Raw genomic sequence first — 21,229 nt, 5'->3', positions numbered from 1 at the left:
GCCGTGACTCCGGCCATGTCCATGGCTATCGCGCAGGACCGGCACGGCGGTTTGTACGCGCCGTGGCCGAGGGGGTGCGGTTTGATCTGCTCGCCGATCTGGACGCTGTAGACCTGCGACCCCTTCATGGCGTCGCGGACGTGGTCGACCGAGGAGATCCCGGTCCCGTCGGGGTCCAGCTGCCGGAGCCGGTCCGAGACGAGGTTCGCCTCGGCGCACTTGCCGTGGCCGGCGCCGGGGACACCGCCGTCCGCCTTGAGCTGCTGCTCGACCTGATCATAGATCGACTGCATGGCGGGATGCAGGTCAGGGGTCTTCTGGCCGGCTCCCTTGGTGGCGCTGGAGTGGCTGGTGACCACCCCGTCGTGCAGCAGACTCCCGGAGCAGGAGCCGTCGAGCAGGTTCGTGCCCGGCGGGAAGTGGGTCTTCGCCAGGTCGATCTTGTGCTTGGGGTCGTCGGGGTTCTTCGGGTCGGCCTTGCGGGCCTGGTTCGCGAGGTCGCGGGCCTCCTGGACGAGGGCCGCGCGCTGCTGCTCGGGCGTGAGGTGGCTGACGTCGAGCGGGTCCGTCCGGTGGTGCCGCATGTTGCCCGCGGAGCTGCCGTGCCAGGGCGGAGCGGGCGTGATGCGGTTGCCGCCGGGGTTGTCGCCGGAGCCGCCGTTCCCGCCGCCACCGCCACCGCCACCACCGCCGCCTCCGCCGCCACCGCCGCCCTTGTTGCTGTCGTGGTCGCCCTTGTTCTGGCGGGCGAAGCGGTCGCGGAGGTCGTCGTCGGTGTTCTTGTGATCGGTGGAGATCTGCTTGACGACCTTGGGCAGGGTCTGGCCGACGTGGTCGCCCATGTTCTTCGCGGCCTTGGTGAGGGCCTCCATCGCCTTGTCGGCGATGGGGTCGATGGCGTCCGCGATCGAGTCACGCCCGCGGGTGCGGCCGTGGGCCGTCTTCGCCTTCGTGAGTTTGCCCGTCGTCCTGCCGTGGATGCCCACGCTCACCGAGTTGAGCTGCGTCGACGCGTGGGTGTGCTCCGCATGCTCGATGTGCAGGTTCTTCAGGCCGCCGCTCTTCGAGCCGCCGCCCCCGCCGCCGGCCGAGGCCAGGTGCATGGCCTCCTTGCCGGACTGCACCCCGTCCTTGAACCCCTGGCTGCCGGCGTCCTTGGTCTGCCCGAGGTCGACCTCCTCCTGGAGGCCGATCGCCACCGCGCCCAACTGCACGACGAGGTCCGCCGCCATGCCCTCCAGGGCGGCCACCGCCGGCTCGGTCATCGCCGCCACGATGTAGCCGACGGCCTCCTCCACGCACTCCTTGATCAGCCGTTTGATCACCTCCTGCGTGGCGCGCATCGCACCCGCGCCGATCAGCGCCGACAGACCGCCGGTCACCGGGATCAGCGACAGCGCGATACCGGCCTCGGAGGCGAGGTAGCCCAGCTGCACCAGCGCCGCGAGCTTCATGCCCTCGATCGCGCCGGCCGCCGTGTCCAGGCCGCCCGCGACCGTCCGCGCCGCCCCGGAGATGTCCTTGATGTGCTTGGACTTGATCTTCGACCAGTGCTCGTTCAGCGCGTCCATCGACTCGCCCTGACTCGACGACAGCAACCGCTCGAAGTGGTTGTTGGCGAGCTGCCCGTCGTCCTCCAGGTCGTCCGCGAACTCCCGCAGCGCGTCCGCCATCTCGCGGTACGCGTCCTCGTCGACGTTCGGCCAGGCGACCCCGATCAGATCGAGAAGGGTGTCCGCCCAGTCCGGAATCGTGACAGCCATGTCGTGCCCCCCGTGTCGGCTGTTTGCAATCCGCAATATTCCTACCACAGGCGGCGGCTGACGACCCGTCCGGGTCAGACGAAGAAGTCCTCGGCGTCCTTCATGGGCGGGTCGAAGAGCCCGATCATGGCCTCGTGCTGGGCGTGAAGTGAAGGTGCTCCTGTCTCCGCACCTCGTGGGTCACGCGGAGGCCGGCGTGCTCGGTCAGGAACTCGGTGGCGGCGGCGAACGGCTCCACCGGGTGGCCGCTCCTGCGACTCTCCTCGACCACCTCCGCCACGAACGCCGCGGCCTGCTCGGCGACGTTCCGGCCGGGGTACCAGCCGTGCTCGCCGAACCAGGCGTCGACGTCCGCGGGGCGTTCGGGACGGGGCACGGGGGCTCCTGGGCCTTCCGAGGGGGTGTGTGGGCGCGGGGCGCCCGGAACCGGCCGCGAGGGGCCCGCCCCGGACCGGATCCGGGTGGGCCCCTCGCGCCGTTCGTCGTGCCGGGCCGCTACTCCGCGGCCTCCAGCCGCAGCGAGATCGAGTTGATGCAGTAGCGCTGGTCGGTCGGGGTCGGGTAGCCCTCGCCCTCGAAGACATGCCCCAGGTGCGAGCCGCAGCGGGAGCAGCGGACCTCGGTGCGGACCATGCCGTGGGAGGTGTCGGCGATCAGCTCGACGGCCTCGGTGTCCTTCGGGTCGAAGAAGGACGGCCAGCCGCAGTGCGACTCGAACTTCTCGTTCGACGTGAACAGCTCCGCGCCGCAGGCACGGCAGGAGTACACGCCCTGCGTCTTAGTGTCCGTGTACTCACCCCGGAAGGCAGGCTCCGTGCCGGCCAGCCGGAGCACCTGGTACTCCGACGGGCTCAGCTGCGCCTGCCATTCCTCGTCGGTCTTCTCGACCTCGTACGCCATCGTTCCGCTCCCTCGGCTCAGCTCGACGGGCGGGCGAGCCGGTCCAGGATCCTCGGACCGAGGTCCGTGACGTCGCCCGCGCCCATGGTCAGAACGAGATCGCCGGGGCCGGCCATTCCCGCGACGACGTCCGGCACCGCGTCCTTGTCGTGGACGGGCCTCACGTCGGCGCCGGCGCGCTCGGCGGCGGCGATGATCAGCTCGCTGGTGATCCCGGGGATCGGGTCCTCGCGGGCCGGGTAGATGTCGAGGACGACGGAGGCGTCGGCGAGGGCCAGCGCGTCGCCCATCTCCTTGCCCAGCTCCTGGGTGCGGGAGAACAGGTGGGGCTGGAAGACGACGAGGAGGCGGGAGGCGCCGGCGGCGCCGCGCATGGCCTCCAGGTCGGCGGTCATCTCGGTGGGGTGGTGCGCGTACGAGTCGATGACCTGGACGCCGGCGGCCTCGCCCTTGAGCTGGAGACGGCGGCCGACGCCGGTGTAGGCGGTGAGGGCCTGGGCCAGCTCGGCCGGGTCGATGCCGACGCGGGCGCCGGCGGCGAGGGCCGCGGCGGCGTTGTGGGCGTAGTGGCGGCCGGGGACGGAGACGGTGAAGGTGTGCTCGGTGCCGTCGAGGGCGACCGTCACCTCGCTCTTCATCCCGTTCGGGACGATCTTCAGGATGCGGGCGTCGGAGTCCTCGGACTCGCCGACGGTCACGATGTCCAGGCCGTCGCGGTCGGCGACCCGGCGGGCCAGCTCGCGGGCGCCCGCGTGCTCGCCGACGACCAGGGTGCCACCGGGGCGGATCTTGGCGGTGAACGCCTCGAAGGACTCGTAGATCTCGTCCATGGAGGCGTAGTTCGCGTGGTGGTCCAGCTCGACGTTGAGGACGATCGCGACCTCGGGGTCGTACTTCTGGAAGCTGCGGTCGCTCTCGTCGGCCTCGGCGACGAAGACCTCGCCGGCGCCGTGCAGCGCGTTCGTGCCGGGGCCCGCGAGGTCGCCTCCGATGGCGTACGACGGGTCGAGGCCGAGCGCGGTGAGCGCGACGGCCAGCATCGAGGTGGTCGTCGTCTTGCCGTGCGTGCCGGCGACGGCGATCGCGCGCAGGCCGTCCATGAGGGAGGCGAGGGCGTCGGAGCGGTGGACGACCGGGATGCCGAGCTCGGCGGCGCGGGCCAGCTCCGGGTTGTCGGCGCGGATGGCGCTGGAGACGACGACGGCGGAGGCGTCGTCGGCGAGGTGCTCGGCGGCGTGGCCGATGTGCACGGTGGCGCCCAGGGCGCGCAGCGCCTCGGCGGTGGGGGACTCCTTGGCGTCGCTGCCGGCGACCTTCGCGCCGCGCTGGGCGAGGATCTTCGCGATGCCCGACATTCCGGCACCGCCGATGCCGATGAAGTGCGGCCGTTCCATGGCGGCAGGGATGGCGGGTGCCATGCGGATCTCTCCCCGGGGTGGGTGGTTCTGGAGGTCACCAGCCTAGTGGCTTCCGCCGGACGCCCCCGGCGGGACGTGCGGCCGTGTCCACGCGGGGCGGCCGACCCGGGCCGCGGGCGTGGTGGGCCGGGACCGGAGGGCCCGGCGCCGTACGGGCCGGGACGGGAGGGCCGGGTCCGCGCCCCCTGCACGGGGCGCGGACCCGGCCGGGGTCCGTCAGTCGCTGTGGGCGAAGAGCTTCAGCACGGGGACGCCGACCTTGTGCCGGGCCCGGGAGGCCCAGTCCCGGTGGAAGAACTCCTCCACGTAGTGGGGTGCGGTGAGCACGATCACCTCGTCCGCCTCCGCCTCGTCGACCACCGCCTTCATCCTGGTGAGCGGGTGGTCCTCGACCACCTGGCCGACCGCCTCGCAGCCGGCCGCCCTCAGGGCCTGGAGCGAGACCTCCAGGCCCTGCTCGGCGGGCCCTCTGGCCGCCTTGCCCTCCGGTTCGTCGCCCTCTCGGGTCGCTTCCTTCAGCTCGCCCATGGCGACGTCGTCGATGGCGCGCAGCAGTACATCGGCCTGGTCACCACGCGGCTGCATGAGAACGATGAAGGACACGCCCTCGTCGCCGTGCAGGGTGGTGACGAACTCCACGTCGACGGACGTCAGGGGCTTCTCGATCATCAGAACGCTTGTGAACACCTCAGGAGCCCTTCTGCGGAAACCATCCTTCCCCGTGCCCGCACGGGGTCTGCGACAGTAAGTGTGCCCAGCGGACGCTAAGCGGAACGACAAATTCCGCCGATTGTCAGATCCGACGGTAGCGGGTGAAGAGGAAGCCGTCCTGCTCCAGCACGGAAGCCACGGAGAAGCGTGTCGGGACGGCCACCGAAGGACCCCCCGCGATGCGCTGGGCGTCCCCCGCGGTCATGGTCGGCGAGACCGTCAGACACAGCTCGTCGAGCACCCCCGCCGCCACGAACTGGCCGAGCAGCCGGGGCCCTCCCTCGGTCAGCTGCCGCCGCAGTCCGCGCGCCGCGAGCGCGGCCACGGCGCGGGCCGGGTCCACCCCGGCCCCGTCGCCCGCGACCAGCACCTCGGCGCCCGCGACCCGGGCCGCCGCGACCCGGTCGGCGGGGGCCCCCGCCCCGGTCAGGATCAGCGTCGGCACCAGCGGCGAGGTGAAGAGCGGCAGCGAGAAGTCGAGGTCGAGGGAGGCCGTGACCACGGCGATCACGGGCGCCTCGCCCTGCCCGGCGGCGGCCCGGCGGGCGGCGAACGCCTCCCGCGCCCGGGCCGGGCGGTACCCCTCGAGGCGCACGGTCTCCGCGCCCACGACGATCACGTCGGCGAGCCCGCGCAGGGTGCCGAAGATCCTCATGTCGGTCTCCGAGGAGAGCGGCTGGGACCGTCCGTCGTGCTGACCCGCCCCGTCGAGCGACGAGACCATGTTGGCCCGCAGCCACGCGCTGCCACCCTCCGGATACGCGTAGGCGTCGGCGAGCTCGTCGAGCGACCACTCGCGGCCGGCGGCGTCGGCCGGGCCGGCGGCGGGCTCGGGGGCTGTCATGTCCGTCACAGGGAGCAGGCGTCGCATCCTCGCAGTCTGACATGACGATTACAGTGGGGAACTGTGTCGACCCGCGCCCTCACCGAAGCCGCCTCCGCCGAGGCGGCCCCGCTCTCGCTCTGCTCCCGAGAGCCCCACGTCCCCGCCGACCGTCTCGTCGCGGAGATGGTGCCGCCGCCGCGCTTCGACTCCGTACGCTTCGACACGTACCTCCCCGACCCGAACCAGCCCAGCCAGTCGGACGCCGTCAAGAAGCTGAGCACCTTCGCCGAGGGGCTGGGCGGGGCGCACGCCTCCGGTGCCGGAAAGCGCCGCTGGTTCGCCAGGAAGCCCGCCGCGCCGACCGGGCCGCGCGGGGTCTACCTGGACGGCGGATACGGCGTCGGCAAGACCCACCTGCTGGCCTCCCTGTGGCACGCGACCCCCGCCGAGCCCTCGCTGAAAGCTTTCGGCACCTTCGTCGAGCTGACCAACCTGGTCGGCGCGCTCGGCTTCCAGCAGACCGTGCGGACCCTCAGCGGTCACCGGCTCCTCTGCATCGACGAGTTCGAGCTCGACGACCCGGGCGACACCGTCCTCGTCTCCAGCCTGCTCGGCAAGCTCGTCGAGGCCGGCGTGGCGCTCGCGGCCACCTCCAACACGCTCCCCGGCAAGCTCGGCGAGGGCCGCTTCGCCGCCGCCGACTTCCTCCGCGAGATCCAGGGCCTCTCGGCCCACTTCATGCCCCTGCGGATCGACGGCGAGGACTACCGCCACCGCGGCCTGCCCGAGGCCCCGCAGCCCTTCTCCGACCAGGTCGTCACGGAGACCGCGTACGCGACCCCCGGCGCCTCCCTCGACGACTTCCCGCATCTGCTCGAACACCTGGCCAGGGTTCACCCGAGCCGCTACGGCGCGCTCACCGACGACCTCGGCGCGGTCTGCCTCACCGACGTCCGGCCGGTCCCCGACCAGTCGACCGCGCTGCGGCTCGTCGTCCTGGCCGACCGGCTCTACGACCGCGAGATACCCGTGCTCGCCTCCGGACTCCCCTTCGACCGGTTGTTCAGCGACGAGATGCTGAACGGCGGCTACCGCAAGAAGTACTTCCGGGCGATCTCCCGGCTCACCGCGCTCGCCCGCGACGCGAAGGGCCTCCTCCCGCAGTAGCTTGGTGGCCGTACCCCAGCGAAAGGGATCCACCATGGCCACCGTGCGTCACGCACACACCGTCTGGCAGGGCGACCTCCTCAAGGGCTCCGGCGTCGTCACCCTCGACTCGTCCGGCCTCGGCTCGTACGACGTCTCCTGGCCCGCCCGGTCGGAGGAGCCGAACGGCAAGACGAGCCCCGAGGAGCTCATCGCCGCCGCGCACTCGTCCTGCTTCTCGATGGCCTTCTCCAACGGCCTGGCCAAGGCCGGAAACGCGCCGACCCGCCTGGAGACCAAGGCCGACGTGACCTTCCAGCCGGGCGAGGGCATCACCGGCATCCACCTCACCGTGCGCGGCGAGGTCCCCGGCCTGGACGCGGACCAGTTCAAGGCGATCGCCGAGGACGCGAAGAAGAACTGCCCGGTCAGCCAGGCGCTCACCGGCACGACGATCACCCTCACCGCCGAACTGGCCTGACCCCCGGTACGGCCGCCGGCCGGACGGACGGCGCGCCACACGAGGCCGTTGTGGCCCGCATGGTTCACGTGTCACGACGGTGCGTGATACACACATGCGGGTCACACGTCACACACCACCTGTCCGCCAACAGGAAGTGGGTTGTTGCCTCGTGTCCGCAACACGACGTCAGATCCTGTCCCGCACCGGCGCGTCCGTCGCCGGCATCGCCTTCACCGGCGCCCTCTCCGAACTCTTCGCCGGCAGCGCCGCGGCCGACGGGGCCCGGGCCGGCTACGGCCCGCTCGTCCCCGACCCGGACGGCCTCCTCGACCTCCCGGCCGGCTTCCGCTACCGCGTCCTCTCCCGCCAGGGCGATCCGCTCCGCTCCGGCGAGGGCCTCGTGCCCAGCAACCACGACGGCATGGGCGCCTTCGCCGGCCGCCGGGGCCGCGTGCACCTGGTCCGCAACCACGAGAACCGCGTCACCGGCAAGATCGCCGTCCCCACCGTCCCCGGGCTGACGTACGACCCCGGCGCCAAGGGCGGCTGCACGGTCCTGGAACTCGACGGCCGGAACGACGTCCTCGGCGAGCGGGTCGCCATCGCCGGCACGGCCGTCAACTGCGCGGGCGGCCCCACGCCCTGGAACACCTGGCTGACCTGCGAGGAGACCGAGGACCGGGCCGGGACCAACGGCTACACCAAGGACCACGGCTTCATCTTCGAGGTCGACGGCGCCGACCCCCGCCGCACCGGGGCCGTCCCCCTCACCGCCATGGGCCGCTTCCAGCACGAGGCCATCGCCGTCGACCCGACGAACGGCATCGTGTACGAGACCGAGGACGCCTTCGACCGTCCCTTCGGCCTCTTCTACCGCTTCCTGCCGCACAGGCCGCTCGGCGGCACCGGATCGCTCCGGGCCGGCGGAGCGCTGGAGGCCATGCGGGTCCCCGGCGTCCCCGACCTCTCCGTGATCCAGGAGACCGGCGCGCGCTTCGAGGGCGTCACATGGGTCCCCGTGCCGGATCCCCTGGCCACCGGGACGCCCATCAGGCTCCAGGACTTCGGGCCGAAGGGCATCACCCACGCCCAGAAGCTGGAGGGCTGCTACTGGGGCGGACAGGCCGTCTACTTCGTCTCGTCCTTCGCCCGCCAGGGGGACGGCTCCGCCGCCACCCACTTCGGCCAGGTCTGGAAGTACGAACCGCACCGGCGGCGGCTCACGCTCGTCGTCGTCTTCGGCCCCGAGACCGACACCAAGCTCCCGGGCGAGTCGCCGGACAACATCTGCCTCGCCCCGAGCGGCGGCCTCATGGTGTGCGAGGACGGCGACGGGGCACAGCACGTCTTCGGGGTCAGCAGGAAGGGCGAGGTGTACGCGGTCGCCCGCGGCGCCCAGAACATCGGCACGCCGGAGGCCCCGGAGTGGGGCGAGTTCGCGGGCGTCACCTTCTCCCCGGACCGCTCCACGATGTACGTCAACTGCTACACGCCCGGCACGACCTTCGCGGTGACGGGGCCCTGGTGCTGAGCTGAACCGCGCGGACTCCGCTCCCGGCCGCCCGCCCGCGCCCCGCACCACTCGCGGGCGGCCGGATTCCGTCGCAGGATCGAAGGAACACGAGCCGGACGGCGGAAGGGGCGCGAGGTGCCGAAGCGGGACAGCGGGCGGAAGAAGCGCGGCGGCACGAAGGAGGAGCGCGAGGCCCGCGGCGGGCACCGGCAGCAGGCGCTCCGTGACGTGCTCCGGGCCCCCGAGGGCGAGCGGATAGCCCTCGCCTCGTACGACCCCTCCGCCACGCCGGCCGGCCCCGCGGGCAAGGCCGCCGGGGTCGCCGCCACCGCCGCTCTCGCCCCTCGTCTCGCCGCCCTCCAGGACCGCCTGTACGCGGCGAGCACCGGCGGCGACCGCAGGCGCCTCCTCCTGGTCCTCCAGGGCATGGACACCAGCGGAAAGGGCGGCACCGTCAAGCACGTCATCGGGCTCTTCAACCCGTCCGGCTGCCGCATCCACGCCTTCAAGGCGCCCACCCCCGAGGAGCGCAACCACCCCTTCCTGTGGCGCGTGATGAAGGCCCTCCCCCAGCCCGGCGAGATCGGCATCTTCGACCGCTCCCACTACGAGGACGTCCTCATCGCCCGCGTCCGAGAGCTCGTCCCCCGTCCGGAGCTCGGCCGCCGCTACGGCCAGATCGAGCGCTTCGAGCAGTCCCTCGCCGACGACGGCGTCACGGTGGTCAAGGTCTTCCTGCACCTGTCCTACGAGGAGCAGCGCGCCCGCCTGCTCGAACGCCTGGACAACCCGGAGAAGCACTGGAAGTTCAACGTCGGCGACATCGACGAGCGCGCGCTCTGGCCGGCGTACCAGGAGGCGTACGAGATCGCCCTCGAACGCTGCTCCTCGCCGACGGCCCCCTGGTACATCGTCCCGGCCGACCGGAAGTGGTACCGGAACTGGGCCGTCAGCACGCTGCTCCTGGAACACCTGGAGGCGCTGGACCCGGCCTACCCGCCGGGCGACTTCGACGTGGCGGAGTCCAGGGCGCGGCTGCTGCGGACGTGAGCGGGGCGGCTCCGCACGGCCAGTCCGGTCATGGCGGCCCCGCGCTGCTGCCGCGTCGCACACTCTGGCGACTTTGATCGGTTAACTTCCGATCGTGAACATCTCTGTACGAAAACTGGCGGTGCTTGGTCTGTTGGGCGCCACCCTGGTCGGCTGTGGCGGGGGCGGCGGGGGCGGTCCCACCCCTTCCGCGGACCCGTCCGCCGTCTCGCGCACCCCGCCGCCCCGGGCCGACGCCGCCGCCGGACCCCGTCCCGCGCGCGTGCCGGCCGCCCCGCCGACCATGGCACCGGGCCCCGGCGGGCTCACTCCCGTGTTCAAGCGCCGGACCAAGGGCACGGAGAAGGTCGTCGCGCTGACCTTCGACGCGGACATGACGGCCGATCAGGGGCCGCGCGCGGCGCGGGGCGAGCGGTTCGACAACCCGGAGCTGATCGCGACGCTGCGGCGGCTGAAGGTGGACGCCACCGTCTTCATGACCGGCCGCTGGGCGGAGGAGTACCCGGAACAGGCCCGGTCGATCGGCGGCGATCCCCGGTTCGAGATCGCCAACCACTCCTACAGCCACTACGCCTTCGCGTCGCCCTGCTACGGGCTTCCGACGGTCTCCGCGCCGGACATGGCGGCCGACGTCCAGCGGGCGTTCGACGCGTTCCGGGACGCGGGCGCGGTCAACGTCGTCCCGTACTTCCGCTTCCCCGGGGGCTGCTACGACGACACCGCCCTGCGCTCCCTGGCCCCCGCCGGCGTCACGGCCGTCCAGTGGGACGTGGTCAGCGGCGACGCCTTCGCCCACGACGCGGACGCCGTCGCCGACGAGGTGCTCGACGGCGTGCGGCCCGGCTCGCTCGTGGTCATGCACTGCACCCGCAGCGCCGCTCCCGTGACCGAGCGGGCGATCCGCCGGATCGTCCCGGAACTGCGCGCCCGCGGCTACCGCTTCGTGAAGGTCTCCGAGCTGATGAGCCGCTGACCGCGGTCAGCCGGAGCAGGCGTTGCGCTGGGCCTCCTGCCACTCGCAGACCGGGCAGAGCGTGATGCCCTTGACCGACCGCGCGTACTCGGTCGGCTCCTGGCACAGCACGCAGGAGGCGAACGGCCCCTCGGCCGCCGGCTCGTGCCGCGGACCCGTCGCGGGCGTGCCGCAGGACGCCCCCGAGGTCTCGGTGGACGGGGGCGACTCCGCCGGCGTGGACGGCGTGGACTCGGTCATGTGACCGAGCCTACTCACCCCGCCCGTCCTCATTCCAGGCGTGCCGTCGCCCGGCAGGACAGCGCCGCCGTCGCCGCGGCGAGGAGCAGGGCGCCGGCGCAGGCGAGCCACGGCGGGTCGGCGGTCGTCGAGCGGGCCCCGGTCACGAGGGCCGTCACGGCGTGCCGCGCCGGCGACCCGGTGGTCACCAGGGCGAGCAGCGAGCCGAGCACGAGGGCCGTCAGGGACCAGCCGGGAGCCGCGAGGAACGGGCGCGAGGACAGCGCGCCGACCGCCGCGCCCGTCAGGGCGCAGGCGAGCGCCGCCAGGAGCCCGGTGGACGCCGCGGCGAACGCGGTGACGCCCCGCCGGTCGCCCGCCGCCGTGACCAGCAGGACGGCGACGACGGCGACCGCCACCGGCCAGGCGGCGCCGGTGAGCAGCGCGGCCAGATGCGCGTGGCCCCGACCGGCGGCCGCCGCGACCACGTTCCGGGCGGCGGGCGGCTCCTGCGTGACGCAGATCCGCACCGACCAGGCCGCCACCGGGAGGACGGCGGCGGCGGTGAAGCCGAGCGCGCCGAGCACGGGCTCGCCCGCGCGCACACCGACGCCGACGACGGCCACGTACAGCAGGAGCGGCGCGAGCCAGCGCTGCGAGCGGAGCAGCAGGCCCGACTGGTAGCGCAGGAGCGCCGTCATACCCGTACGCCTTCGGTGTCGAGGTGGTGGATGTGCCAGTCGGCCGCGAGGAGCGCCCCGAGCAGGGCGTCGGAGTGCGCCGCGTCCACGGTGAGCACCCGCGTACCGGCGCCGTCGGGACCGGAGGCCGGCGAGCTGACCGGATCGCCCGGCAGGCGGGCCGGAAGGGGTCCGCCGCCGGACGCGGTGATCCGTACGAGCACGCCGGGCGCACGGGCCGGTCCGGGGTCCGCCGGGTCCTGCCCGGTCGGCCGCACCCGGCCCGCCTCCACGGCGTACGCCTCGTCCGCCTCGCCCGCGAGCCTGCGCGGGTCGTGGTCGACGAAGACGACGGTCGCACCGGCCGCGAGGCGCTCGCGGACGGCGGTGTCCAGCTCGGCGCGGGCCCCGCTGTCGAGACCGGTCCACGCCTCGTCGAGGACGAGGAGGGCGGGGTCGGCGAGGAGGGCCTGCGCGACCGCGACCTTCTGGGCGGTGCCCTTGGAGAGGGCGGCCAGGGGCGTACCCGCGTGGCCGGACGCGCCGAAGCGCTCCAGCCACTCCCCCGCCCGGGTCCTCGCGGCCGCGCGGCCGAGGCCCTGGATCCGCCCGAGGTGGACCAGGTAGTCGGCGGCCGTGAACGGCAGGGCGGCCGGGAAGCGCTCGGGGACGTACGCGGTGCGGGACGGACGGCCCGTCACGCGGCCCTCGGTGGGGGCGTCCACTCCGGCGAGGAGCCGGAGGAGGGTCGACTTGCCCGTTCCGTTGACACCGGTGATCCGCACGAGGGCGGCGGCGGGCAGGACGAGGTCGACCCCGCGCAGGACCCACGGCCCGCGCGGGCCGTGCCGGCGCCCGAGCCGTTCCAGCCGCGGGCCCGCCCCGGCCGCTCCGCCGCCCCGTTCCGTCTCCGCCCCGCCGCGCCCGGTCCGCACGTGCCCCTGCCGCCGGCTCAGCCGGAGGTGTTCTTCTGCGGGGTGAGCTCGCTGGGCCGGACGACGACGAAGCCCTGGCCCTCCAGCTTGAGCTGCACGGCCTCGCCGGAGCCGCCGCGGATCATCGAGCCGAGGGACTGCGAGCGGTGCAGCGAGGTGTGCAGCTGCTCGCTCCAGCCGACGACGGCGTCGGTGTCGACGTGGACGGGGGCCTGCGGGGTGACGGGGATGACGATCGGGCTGCCCTCGCACATCAGCGCGATCTTGCCGTAGCCGGAGAAGACCGAGTTGAAGATGCCGCCACCGGTCATGCCGGCGCCCTTCACGGTCTTGATCTCGTAGTGGAGGGTCGCGTCGAAGCAGAGGACGTTGCGGCCGTTGACGGTGAACGCGTCGCCCTGCTCGATCTCGACGATGAAGCAGTTCTGCGCCTCGTGCGCGAACCACGCCTCGCCCTGGCCGCGCACGGCCATCAGCGCCAGGCCCTCGCCGGTGACGGCCCGCTTGAGGAGGCCGCCGATGCCCTGGGCCTTGCGCTCGAACCGGAGGTCTCCGCGGAAGGCGATCATGGAGCCCTGCCGGGCGTGCATCTCGCCGTTCACGGTGTACTTGACCGACTTGGCGTTCTGGAGGGTCATCCCCGGGAAGTCCGCCGTCTCGGCGAGGTGCTCGCCGGCGAAAAGATCACTCTTCATGGGGGGCATCCTGGCCCGGAAGCGATGATTCCCACAAGATTCACCCCTCACGGCGATGGCAGACTTGCCCGGTGAGCAGCAACGAGACCGATCTCCGCGACGAGAAGCCCCAGTTCGTCCTCCCCCTGGTCGTCCGCATCGAGCGCGACGCGCCCCCGTCCCGTACCGACGCCCTGGAGACCGCCGCGCGGGCCGTCCTGGAGATCCTCACCGACGACCGCTCCGTCGGCGACGGGGAGTGGGCGCAGGCGATGACCGACTGGCAGGACGCCCGGATCCGCAAGGTGGTCCGCCGGGCCCGCGGCGCCGAGTGGCGGCGCGCGGGCGCCCTCCCGGGCATCTCGGTCGACGGGGCGGAGGCGGAGGTGCGGGTCTTCCCGCCGGTCCCGCTCGACGGCTGGCCCAAGGAACTCGCCAAGCTCCAGGTCTCGGGCACCGACCTCGACGACCCCGCCCCGCCCGGTCCCGTGCCCGACGGCGCCGTCGTGCTCTGGCTCAACCCCGGGCTCGACATGTCGGCCGGCAAGACGATGGCCCAGACCGGTCACGGCGCCCAGCTCCTCTGGTGGGCCATGGACGACGCCGACCGCGCGTCCTGGCAGCAGGCCGGCTTCCCGCTCGCCGTCCGCACCGCCACCCCCGAGCACTGGGCCGCCCTCGCGGCGAGCGACCTCCCGGTCGTGCGCGACGCCGGCTTCACCGAGATCGCCCCCGGCAAGACCGTCGCGGCCGAGGGCAGCCCCCGCTTCGCCCCCCACCTCCGCCTGCCGCGGCCGTAGGCGCGGACCCCCGAAACCGCTCCGGGAGGGCGCGAACCTCAAATGAAGCTCTGAACGTCCCCCTTCCTGGATTCGAACGTCCGCGCCCGGGCCATCACGTGGGGGACTGGGGACCGAAGGAGGGGGACATGACGGAACTCGGCATCGGCATCGGCTGGCGTCCCGAGATCGCGGAGGCGGTGGAGGCGCTGTCAGGCGTCGACTGGGTGGAGGTCGTCGCGGAGAACATCTGCGCCGACCATCTGCCCGACTCCCTGACCCGGCTGCGCGAGCGCGGCGTGACGGTCGTGCCGCACGGCGTCTCGCTGGGGCTCGGGGGCGCCGACCGGCCCGACCCTGCGCGGCTCGCCGCGCTCGGGGAGAAGGCGGTGGCGCTGGGGGCGCCGCTGGTCACGGAGCACATCGCGTTCGTACGGGCCGGGGGGCCGCTCACCGCGACCCCGCTCCTGGAGGCGGGCCACCTGCTGCCCGTCCCCCGGACCCGGGACGCGCTCGACGTGCTCTGCGAGAACGTGCGGATCGCGCAGGAGGCGCTCCCGGTGCCGCTCGCCCTGGAGAACATCGCCGCCCTCATCTCCTGGCCGGGCGAGGAGATGACGGAGGGCCGGTTCCTGGCGGAGCTGGTGGAGCGTACGGGGGTACGGCTCCTGATCGACGTCGCCAACCTGCACACCAACCACGTCAACCGCGGCGAGGACCCGGCGAAGGCCCTGTCCGAGCTGCCGGTCGACGCCCTCGCGTACGTGCACGTGGCGGGCGGGGTCGAGCGGGACGGCGTCTGGCACGACACCCACGCCCACCCCGTGCCGCCCGCGGTCCTCGACGTGCTCGGCGACCTCGCGTCGCGGGTGGCGCCCCCGGGGGTGCTGCTGGAGCGCGACGACGACTTCCCGGCCGCGCCGGAGCTGGCGGGTGAACTGGAGGCGATCCGCAGGACGGTGACCCGGGCCCGTACGGCCGCCCGGGCCGAGGGAAGCGCGCGCGGGGACGCCGTCATCGCGCCCCGTTCGTCCGCGGCGCAGCCGCTGCTCATCGGCGCCGGGGCCCGCGTCTCGGGCGGCCCGATGCCGAGCGCTCCGGTCCTGACCGGGGCCGGGTCCGCGACCGAGGCTGCCACGCCCGACGGCTCCGCCCGTCAGCGGGTGGGGGTCGCCCAGGCGTCGCTGCTGTCGGCGCTGGTGGCGGGGACGCCGGTGCCGGAGGGCTTCGACAGCCGACGGATCGGGGTCCAGAGCCGGGCGCTCGCGGCGAAGCGTGCGGGGGTGGTGGCGAAGGTGGCACCGGAGCTGCCGGAGATCCTCGGCGGCGGCTTCCGGCCGGCCTTCCTGGCGTACGCCCGGACCCGCCCCATGACCGGCGGCTACCGCCGGGACGCGCTCGACTTCGTGGAGCACCTGCTGCTCGCCGACCGCCCGGAGGACCCCGTGGCGCGGCGCGCGCTCACGGAGTGGTGGCAGGACCGTTCCGGCAGCCGCCCGCCCGGCCGCGCGACCCGGCTGGTCCGGGCCGCCCGTCACGCACTCGTCAGGAGATGACCATGGGCATCGTCGTCCTCGGCCTCTACGCGGCCGGGCTCACCGGCATCGCGCTGCTCGTCGCCCGGGTCGTCCGCTCGCGCCGCGGCCCGGGCGGGCCGGTCCACGACCGGTACGAGGCGGCCTTCCTGACGGGCGGTCCGGCGCGGGTCGTGGACACCGCGCTCGCCTCGCTGCAGGCCGACGGCCGGCTGGCGATCGGCGGCCCCGGGATCGTGGCCGTCGTCCGCCCCACCGCGCACGACCCGGTGGAGCGCGCGGTGCTCCAGGAGCACGGCAGCGCCCCGCACGGGGCACTGCACCACCTGCGGCTCGCCGTCATGCGGCACCCCGCCGTGCAGGAGATCGGCGACGGGCTCGCCGGGCGCGGTCTGGTCGTGGACCCGGCGAGCCGGCGGACGATCCTCCGGTGGTGCGGCGTGCTCGGCTTCGGCGCCTTCCTGCTCTTCCCCGTCACCGCGGTCCTCACGATCGTGGACTTCGCCACGAGCACCGAGGCGTCCGTGCCGCTCTTCGTGAAGACGCTGCCGCTGCTCCTCGCCTGCGGGGCCGCGGCCATCTCGTGCGCGGCGGTCTCCGCGAAGCGGATCACCCCGGCCGGGCTGCGGGCCGTGTCGGCGTACGGCCGCGGGCACGGCCACCTCGCGGACGCCGGGCACCTGGTGGCACTGCACGGGCTGCGGGCGCTGCCGGACCCGGTGCTGCGGGAGCAGCTCCTCGCCGCCGCGCGGGTCCACGGGACCCCGCGCCGGGGACGCGGGCGGCGTCCGTCGACGGGCTCGTACTCCTCCTCGGACGCGGCGGCCCTGGGCCTGGCCACGACCTGGTGCGCGGGCGCCGGCGGCTGCGGCGCCGGGTCGGACACGGGTTCCGGCGGGAGCTCCTGTTCGGCCGGTTCGTGCTCGTCGGGATCCTGCTCCTCGGGCTCCTGCTCCGGTGGCGGATCGAGCTGCGGCAGCTCCGGCGGGAGCTCCTGCTCCAGCTCCAGCAGCAGCTCGTGTTCGAGTTCCAGCGGGAGCTCGTGCTCCAGCTCCAGCAGTTGACCCGTTCTCCGCACGGCGGGCACGCCCATTCGAGTGGCGGGCCCGCCCGTCCTGCCGTAGAACTCGGACATGATCTGGGTTCCGCTCTTCCTGGTGGCCTGCGTCGCGGCGGGGCTCGGCTGCGCGCGGGTCTGCCGGGCGACGCTCGCCGCCGCCCGGCCGCGCCCCGGTGACGGGCACGCCGACGCGGGCGCGGAGCTGACCCTGTGCGAGGCGGCGTACCTCGCCGGGGGTCCGCTGCGGGTCACGGACCTGACGCTGGTGACGATGCACCGGGCGCGGCGGCTGCTGCTGGCCCACACCGGCTGGGCCACGGTCGTGGACGCGGGCGGGTCGGCGGGCGACGCGCTGGAGCGGGCCGTGGTCGGCGCCATCGGGCCCGCCGGGCAGCGCCCGGTGCCCGCCGTCCGGCCGGTGGTCGCCGCGGACGACTCGGTGCGGGCCGTCGAGGAGCGGCTCGTCGGCCGGGGGCTCGCGGTGCCGGCGTCGGGCCGCCGGGAGATCGCGGACGGCGTGCGGACGGTGAAGGCCGGTTTCCTGCTGGGCCTGGTCCTCGGGGCGGCCTCCGCGCTGCTCGTGCCGGCCGCAGAGCGCACCCTGGTGCTCGCCGCGTTCTCGCTGCCGCTGACCGGATCGGGGCTCTGCCTGCTCATCGGGACGTTCGAGCGCTACCCGTACACCCGCTGGGCCTCACCGGCCGGGCAGCGGCTGCTCTCCGGGCTCTGCGCGACCGATCCGCTCACGGCCCTGGCGACGCGCGGGCCGGCGGCCCTGGAGCCGGAGCTCCGCGCGGCCTTCCGGGGACACGACACCCGGCACCGGCCGTGAGGAGCGAGGGGGCGGGGCGCCCCTGGGGAGAGGCCCCGGAATGACGCCGGTGCGGCGCGCGCACGCGCGCCGCACCCGGAGCCGGACCCGGTGTCGCTGGAGCGGCCGGCGGATGGTGCCCGCCTGCCGTCTGATCTTCCGGGTCGAGGGGTGGCGCGCCCGGCCGGGAGCCGGGCCGCCACCAGGTTCGTACGGCCGTCAGGCCAGGCCCGCCACCAGGTCCGCGACGCTCTTGCGGCGGCCGGTGTAGAACGGGACCTCTTCGCGGACGTGCATCCGGGCCTCGGAGGCGCGCAGGTGGCGCATGAGGTCGACGATGCGGTGCAGCTCGTCGGCCTCGAAGGCGAGGATCCACTCGTAGTCGCCGAGCGAGAAGGAGGCGACCGTGTTGGCACGGACGTCCGGGTAGCCGCGGGCCATCTTGCCGTGGTCGGCGAGCATGCGGCGACGGTCCTCGTCGGGCAGCAGGTACCAGTCGTAGGAGCGCACGAAGGGGTACACCGAGACGTAGTCGCGCGCGGTCTCGTCGGCCAGGAAGGCCGGGATGTGCGACTTGTTGAACTCGGCGGGGCGGTGCAGCGCCATGTTCGACCACACCGGCTCCAGAGCGCGGCCCAGCCGGGTGCGGCGGAAGAGGCTGTACGCCTCCTGGAGCTCGTCGCTCGTCTCCGCGTGCCACCAGATCATGACGTCGGCGTCGGCGCGCAGACCGGACAGGTCGTACGTGCCGCGGATCGTGATGTCCTTGGCGGCGAGCTGGTCGAACAGCTCCTGGACCTCGTCGGCGTAGCCGGCGCGGTCCTCGGGCAGAACGTCGCGCAGCTTGAACACGGACCACAGGGTGTAGCGGATGACCTCGTTGAGGTCCTTCGCCTTCTTACCGGCGTTCGGGATCTTTTCGGGCGCACTCATACGCCTATTCTCGCCCGTCACGAGGAGTGCCCCGCACCGGGGTCGGTCCTTTTCGACGTGGCGATGATCTCCTCGCCGATCTCGTCGGCCGCGCGGTGGGCCGAGGCGACGCAGGCGGGGATGCCGACGCCGTCGTACGCGGCTCCCGCGACGCGCAGTCCGGGCAGGGCGGCGAGCGCCCCGCGGACACGGGCGACGCGGGCGAGGTGGCCCACCGGGTACTGGGGAAGGCCGCCGATCCAGCGGGTGACGGTGCCGGCGACGGGCCGGGCGGCGAGCCCGGTGGCGGCGGCCAGGTCCTTCAGGGAGGCGGCGACGAGGTCGGCGTCGTCGCGGTCGACCTGCTGCTCCTCGCCGTGCCGGCCGACGGAGGTGCGCAGCACGAACAGGTCGGGGGCGCCTTCGGCGACCCAGTTCCACTTCTGGGCGGAGAAGGTGGACGCCTTCACGGTGTGGCCGTCCACCGGCGGCACCAGGAACCCGGAGCCCGGCAGGTCGGGCACGTCGGAGCGGCGGAAGGCGAGGGTGACCAGGGCCATGGAGGCGTACTCGATCCCGGCGAGCCCGGCGGCGGCGTCCGGGGCGTGGTCCTCCAGCAGCGCGGCGGCGGCGCCGGCCGGGGTGGCGAGGAGCACCGCGTCGGCGTCGAACACCCGGTCCGGGGTCCTGACCCGCCAGCCGGTGTCGCCGACGCGGAGCAGCCCGGTGACGGGCGTGCCGGTGAGGATCTCCCCGCCGGCGGCGCGGATCGCGTCGGCGACGGCGCCGGGGAGGGTGCCGATGCCGCCGTCGATGCCGAGGAAGGCGGCGCCGCCCAGGCCGGTGGCGGCGCCCGCGGCATCGGCGGGGACGGCCGCGCCGGCCTGCTGGACCGCGCGCACGGCGGCGGTGAGCGTGGGGTGGACCCGGGCGGCCTCGAAGAGGGCGGGTACGGCGGCCTTCATCGAGATGCGGTGGGCGTCGCCGGCGTACACCCCGCCGAGGAGGGGCTCGACGAGCCGGTCCACGACCTCGTGGCCCATGCGCTCGGCGACGTACGCGCCGATGGCGACGTCCTCGCCGATCTCGGTCGGCGGCAGTTCCAGGTCCTGTCCGACGCGCCGCAGGCCCTCCGGGGAGAGCAGGCCCTCGACGGCGCGGGCGTCGCCGGGGACGCCCATGACGTGGCCCTTGGGCATGGGGACCAGTTCCCCCCGGGACCAGACGGACGCGGTGGTGGTGCCGGGCGCCTGGAGCCGGTCGCCGAGGCCGACCGCGCGGGCGAGGGCGATCGCCTCGGGGCGGCGGGCGAGCAGCGACTCCGCGCCGAGGTCCACGGGTGCTCCGGCGATCTCCCCGGCGAGGAGCTTGCCGCCGACCCGGCCGTCCGCTTCGAGGAGGGTCACCCGGTGACCGGCGAGGGCCAGCCGGTGGGCGGCCGCGAGTCCGGCGATTCCGCCTCCCGCGACGACGACATGGGGTCCCGTGGTGTCCGCGTTCATGGGACCACTCTCTCAAATCGCCCGCTTCCTCCCGACCGCCGGGCGGCTTCGGGCTGCGTCCGCCGCGCCCTTTCCGAGGCCGGACCGTGACCGCATCGCTACCGCCGGAGGGCAACCCGTTCCCCCGGCCCGTACGTCAAACCGGCGACACTCACCCACCACCCTCGGGGGGACCCATGCGGAGCGCACGAACGACGGCGAGATCGCGGACCACGGCACGGGCGGGATCGATGGCGGCGGCGCTGCTCGCCGCCTCGCTCGTGCTGACCGGCTGCGGCGCCGGGGCCGACTCGACCGGCGACGAGAAGGCGGACCTGAGCGCGGCGAAGCCCGCCGACGGGTCGGCGGCGGACGCGGACAGGGGCGCCGCCGACGGCTCCTCGGGCGCGGCGGCGCCGACGGCGAAGGTGCCGGCGCCCCAGCACGTGATCCGCACCGCCTCGCTCTCCGTGGAGGTCGCGGACGTGACGAAGGCGCTGGCCACGGCTCGGCAGGTGGCGGCGGACGCGGGCGGGCGCATCGAGAACGAGACCACGGAGCGGGTCGACGACGCCTCCGTCACCTCCCACCTCGTGCTGCGGGTGCCGCAGGAGCGGTACGACTCCGTCCTCACCGGCCTCGCGGGAACCGGCAGGCTGCTCGCCCGCAAGGCCGACGCCAAGGACGTCACCGAGCAGGTCGTGGACGTGGAGAGCCGGGTGGCCACCCAGCGGGCGAGCGTGGCACGCGTCCGGGCGCTGATGCAGCGGGCGGAGCGGCTGGCCGACGTCGTGACCCTGGAGGGCGAGCTGAGCCGCCGTCAGGCGGACCTGGAGTCGCTCCTCGCCCAGCAGGCGTCGCTGAAGGACCGCACCTCCCTGGCGACGATCACGCTCGACCTGACCGAGAAGGCGAAGCCCTCGGCGGCGGCCGAGGAGGACGGCCGTCCGGGCTTCGGGGAGGCCCTCGGCGGCGGCTGGAACGCGCTGGTCGCCGCGGTGGCCTGGCTCGGCGTCGTGCTGGCCGCCCTCGCGCCCTGGCTGGCGGTGGCGCTGGTCGGCTTCGTCCTGTGGCGCCGGCTCGTCCGGCCCCGTCTCGCCGCCCGGGCGGCCGCCCGGGCCGCGGAGCGTCCCGCGACGGCGCAGGTGCCCCGCCCCGGTCAGCCCGTGCCCGTGCGGAACGCCGCCGGGGTCTCCCCGGCACCGGAGCCCCCGGAGCTCTCCGGGAAGTAGCGTCTCCCGTATGAGCGAACGACTGGTGGTCATCGGCGGCGACGCGGCGGGCACTCCGGCCTCCGCGCCGCCGGCCTTCGCCCCGCCGCCCGCGGGTCCTCCGGCCTTCGCTCCTCCCGGATTCGCCCCGCCCTCCTTCGCGCCCTCA

At 74.2% G+C, this 21,229-nt stretch carries 21 protein-coding genes and 1 pseudogene; 10 read left to right on the top strand and 12 right to left on the bottom strand.

From position 1 onward, the window contains the following. Positions 1-41 precede the first annotated feature (41 nt). The 6 genes and pseudogenes from AB0424_RS29230 to AB0424_RS29205 all read right to left on the bottom strand — a co-directional run. A pseudogene (locus AB0424_RS29230) lies at positions 42-1,763 on the bottom strand (YwqJ-related putative deaminase); the annotation flags it as partial. Positions 1,764-1,887: 124 nt separating this feature from the next. Further along, positions 1,888-2,139: an SUKH-3 domain-containing protein gene (locus AB0424_RS29225; protein ID WP_366309597.1), complete on the bottom strand. Its 252-nt coding sequence runs from the start codon at positions 2,137-2,139 to the stop codon at positions 1,888-1,890. A 119-nt stretch (positions 2,140-2,258) separates the two neighbouring features. Beyond that, entirely contained in the window at positions 2,259-2,663 is a 405-nt protein-coding gene (msrB, locus tag AB0424_RS29220) for a peptide-methionine (R)-S-oxide reductase MsrB (RefSeq protein ID WP_366309595.1), read from the bottom strand. Between the two features lie 17 nt (positions 2,664-2,680). Further along, entirely contained in the window at positions 2,681-4,081 is a 1,401-nt protein-coding gene (murC, locus tag AB0424_RS29215; protein WP_366309593.1) for a UDP-N-acetylmuramate--L-alanine ligase, read from the bottom strand. A 216-nt stretch (positions 4,082-4,297) separates the two neighbouring features. Beyond that, positions 4,298-4,768 carry an indole-3-glycerol phosphate synthase gene (locus tag AB0424_RS29210; RefSeq protein ID WP_366309591.1) on the bottom strand — a complete coding sequence of 157 codons (471 nt, stop codon included), beginning with the start codon at positions 4,766-4,768 and terminating at the stop codon, positions 4,298-4,300. 106 nt (positions 4,769-4,874) lie between these two features. Beyond that, positions 4,875-5,663: a pyrimidine reductase family protein gene (locus tag AB0424_RS29205; RefSeq protein WP_366309589.1), complete on the bottom strand. Its 789-nt coding sequence runs from the start codon at positions 5,661-5,663 to the stop codon at positions 4,875-4,877. Between the two features lie 36 nt (positions 5,664-5,699). Between AB0424_RS29205 and zapE the strand changes: the two genes are divergently transcribed. From zapE to AB0424_RS29180, 5 genes are all read left to right on the top strand, one after another. Beyond that, the gene (gene zapE / locus AB0424_RS29200; RefSeq protein WP_366309587.1) at positions 5,700-6,785 is read left to right on the top strand and encodes a cell division protein ZapE; all 1,086 of its coding nucleotides are present in this window, start codon (positions 5,700-5,702) and stop codon (positions 6,783-6,785) included. 34 nt (positions 6,786-6,819) lie between these two features. Then, positions 6,820-7,245 (top strand): OsmC family protein, encoded by a 426-nt coding sequence (locus AB0424_RS29195; RefSeq protein WP_366309585.1) that lies wholly within the window; start codon positions 6,820-6,822, stop codon positions 7,243-7,245. Positions 7,246-7,339: 94 nt separating this feature from the next. Next, a complete protein-coding gene (locus AB0424_RS29190; RefSeq protein ID WP_366309583.1) occupies positions 7,340-8,758 on the top strand; it encodes an alkaline phosphatase PhoX in 1,419 nt (472 codons plus the stop codon). Positions 8,759-8,968: 210 nt separating this feature from the next. After that, positions 8,969-9,790, top strand: coding sequence for a PPK2 family polyphosphate kinase (locus tag AB0424_RS29185; RefSeq protein ID WP_366309683.1), 822 nt, complete (start codon positions 8,969-8,971; stop codon positions 9,788-9,790). Positions 9,791-9,905: 115 nt separating this feature from the next. Then, positions 9,906-10,763: a polysaccharide deacetylase family protein gene (locus AB0424_RS29180; protein WP_366309681.1), complete on the top strand. Its 858-nt coding sequence runs from the start codon at positions 9,906-9,908 to the stop codon at positions 10,761-10,763. A gap of 6 nt (positions 10,764-10,769) precedes the next feature. Here the strand turns inward: AB0424_RS29180 and AB0424_RS29175 are convergent, their stop codons facing one another. The 4 genes from AB0424_RS29175 to AB0424_RS29160 all read right to left on the bottom strand — a co-directional run bounded on the left by AB0424_RS29175 (position 10,770) and on the right by AB0424_RS29160 (position 13,292). Further along, on the bottom strand, positions 10,770-11,003 hold the full coding sequence (locus tag AB0424_RS29175; RefSeq protein WP_366309581.1) for a hypothetical protein: 234 nt from the start codon (positions 11,001-11,003) through the stop codon (positions 10,770-10,772). A gap of 29 nt (positions 11,004-11,032) precedes the next feature. Continuing rightward, the gene (locus AB0424_RS29170) at positions 11,033-11,683 is read right to left on the bottom strand and encodes an ABC transporter (protein ID WP_366309579.1); all 651 of its coding nucleotides are present in this window, start codon (positions 11,681-11,683) and stop codon (positions 11,033-11,035) included. Then, entirely contained in the window at positions 11,680-12,531 is an 852-nt protein-coding gene (locus AB0424_RS29165; protein ID WP_366309679.1) for an ATP-binding cassette domain-containing protein, read from the bottom strand. The genes AB0424_RS29170 and AB0424_RS29165 overlap by 4 nt, the downstream gene beginning before the upstream one ends. 83 nt (positions 12,532-12,614) lie before the next feature. Next, the gene (locus tag AB0424_RS29160; RefSeq protein ID WP_366309577.1) at positions 12,615-13,292 is read right to left on the bottom strand and encodes an AIM24 family protein; all 678 of its coding nucleotides are present in this window, start codon (positions 13,290-13,292) and stop codon (positions 12,615-12,617) included. A 71-nt stretch (positions 13,293-13,363) separates the two neighbouring features. Between AB0424_RS29160 and AB0424_RS29155 the strand changes: the two genes are divergently transcribed. The 4 genes from AB0424_RS29155 (at position 13,364) to AB0424_RS29140 (ending at position 17,477) form a co-directional block, all read left to right on the top strand. Further along, positions 13,364-14,071: a peptidyl-tRNA hydrolase gene (locus tag AB0424_RS29155; protein ID WP_366309575.1), complete on the top strand. Its 708-nt coding sequence runs from the start codon at positions 13,364-13,366 to the stop codon at positions 14,069-14,071. Positions 14,072-14,199: 128 nt separating this feature from the next. Then, positions 14,200-15,606 (top strand): DUF692 family multinuclear iron-containing protein, encoded by a 1,407-nt coding sequence (locus AB0424_RS29150; protein ID WP_366309573.1) that lies wholly within the window; start codon positions 14,200-14,202, stop codon positions 15,604-15,606. A 2-nt stretch (positions 15,607-15,608) separates the two neighbouring features. Further along, positions 15,609-16,649, top strand: a complete 1,041-nt coding sequence (locus AB0424_RS29145; protein WP_366309571.1) for a TIGR04222 domain-containing membrane protein — start codon at positions 15,609-15,611, stop codon at positions 16,647-16,649. 69 nt (positions 16,650-16,718) lie between these two features. Beyond that, positions 16,719-17,477 carry a TIGR04222 domain-containing membrane protein gene (locus AB0424_RS29140; protein ID WP_366309569.1) on the top strand — a complete coding sequence of 253 codons (759 nt, stop codon included), beginning with the start codon at positions 16,719-16,721 and terminating at the stop codon, positions 17,475-17,477. A 198-nt stretch (positions 17,478-17,675) separates the two neighbouring features. Here the strand turns inward: AB0424_RS29140 and hemQ are convergent, their stop codons facing one another. Together hemQ and hemG are read right to left on the bottom strand one after the other, a co-directional pair. Continuing rightward, entirely contained in the window at positions 17,676-18,389 is a 714-nt protein-coding gene (gene hemQ, locus AB0424_RS29135) for a hydrogen peroxide-dependent heme synthase (protein WP_366309567.1), read from the bottom strand. Positions 18,390-18,406: 17 nt separating this feature from the next. Beyond that, complete coding sequence (hemG, locus tag AB0424_RS29130) at positions 18,407-19,870, bottom strand: protoporphyrinogen oxidase (RefSeq protein WP_366309565.1); 1,464 nt, start codon at positions 19,868-19,870, stop codon at positions 18,407-18,409. 176 nt (positions 19,871-20,046) lie between these two features. On the opposite strand from hemG, the gene AB0424_RS29125 reads away from it, so the two are divergent. Further along, positions 20,047-21,081, top strand: coding sequence for a DUF4349 domain-containing protein (locus AB0424_RS29125; protein WP_366309563.1), 1,035 nt, complete (start codon positions 20,047-20,049; stop codon positions 21,079-21,081). Positions 21,082-21,229: the final 148 nt, after the last annotated feature.

Source organism: Streptomyces sp. NPDC051180 (genome assembly GCF_040689545.1).
Classification (GTDB): domain Bacteria; phylum Actinomycetota; class Actinomycetes; order Streptomycetales; family Streptomycetaceae; genus Streptomyces.
The sequence above is the reverse complement of the archived record's forward strand: the minus strand, read 5'-3'. Positions and strand labels throughout refer to the sequence as shown.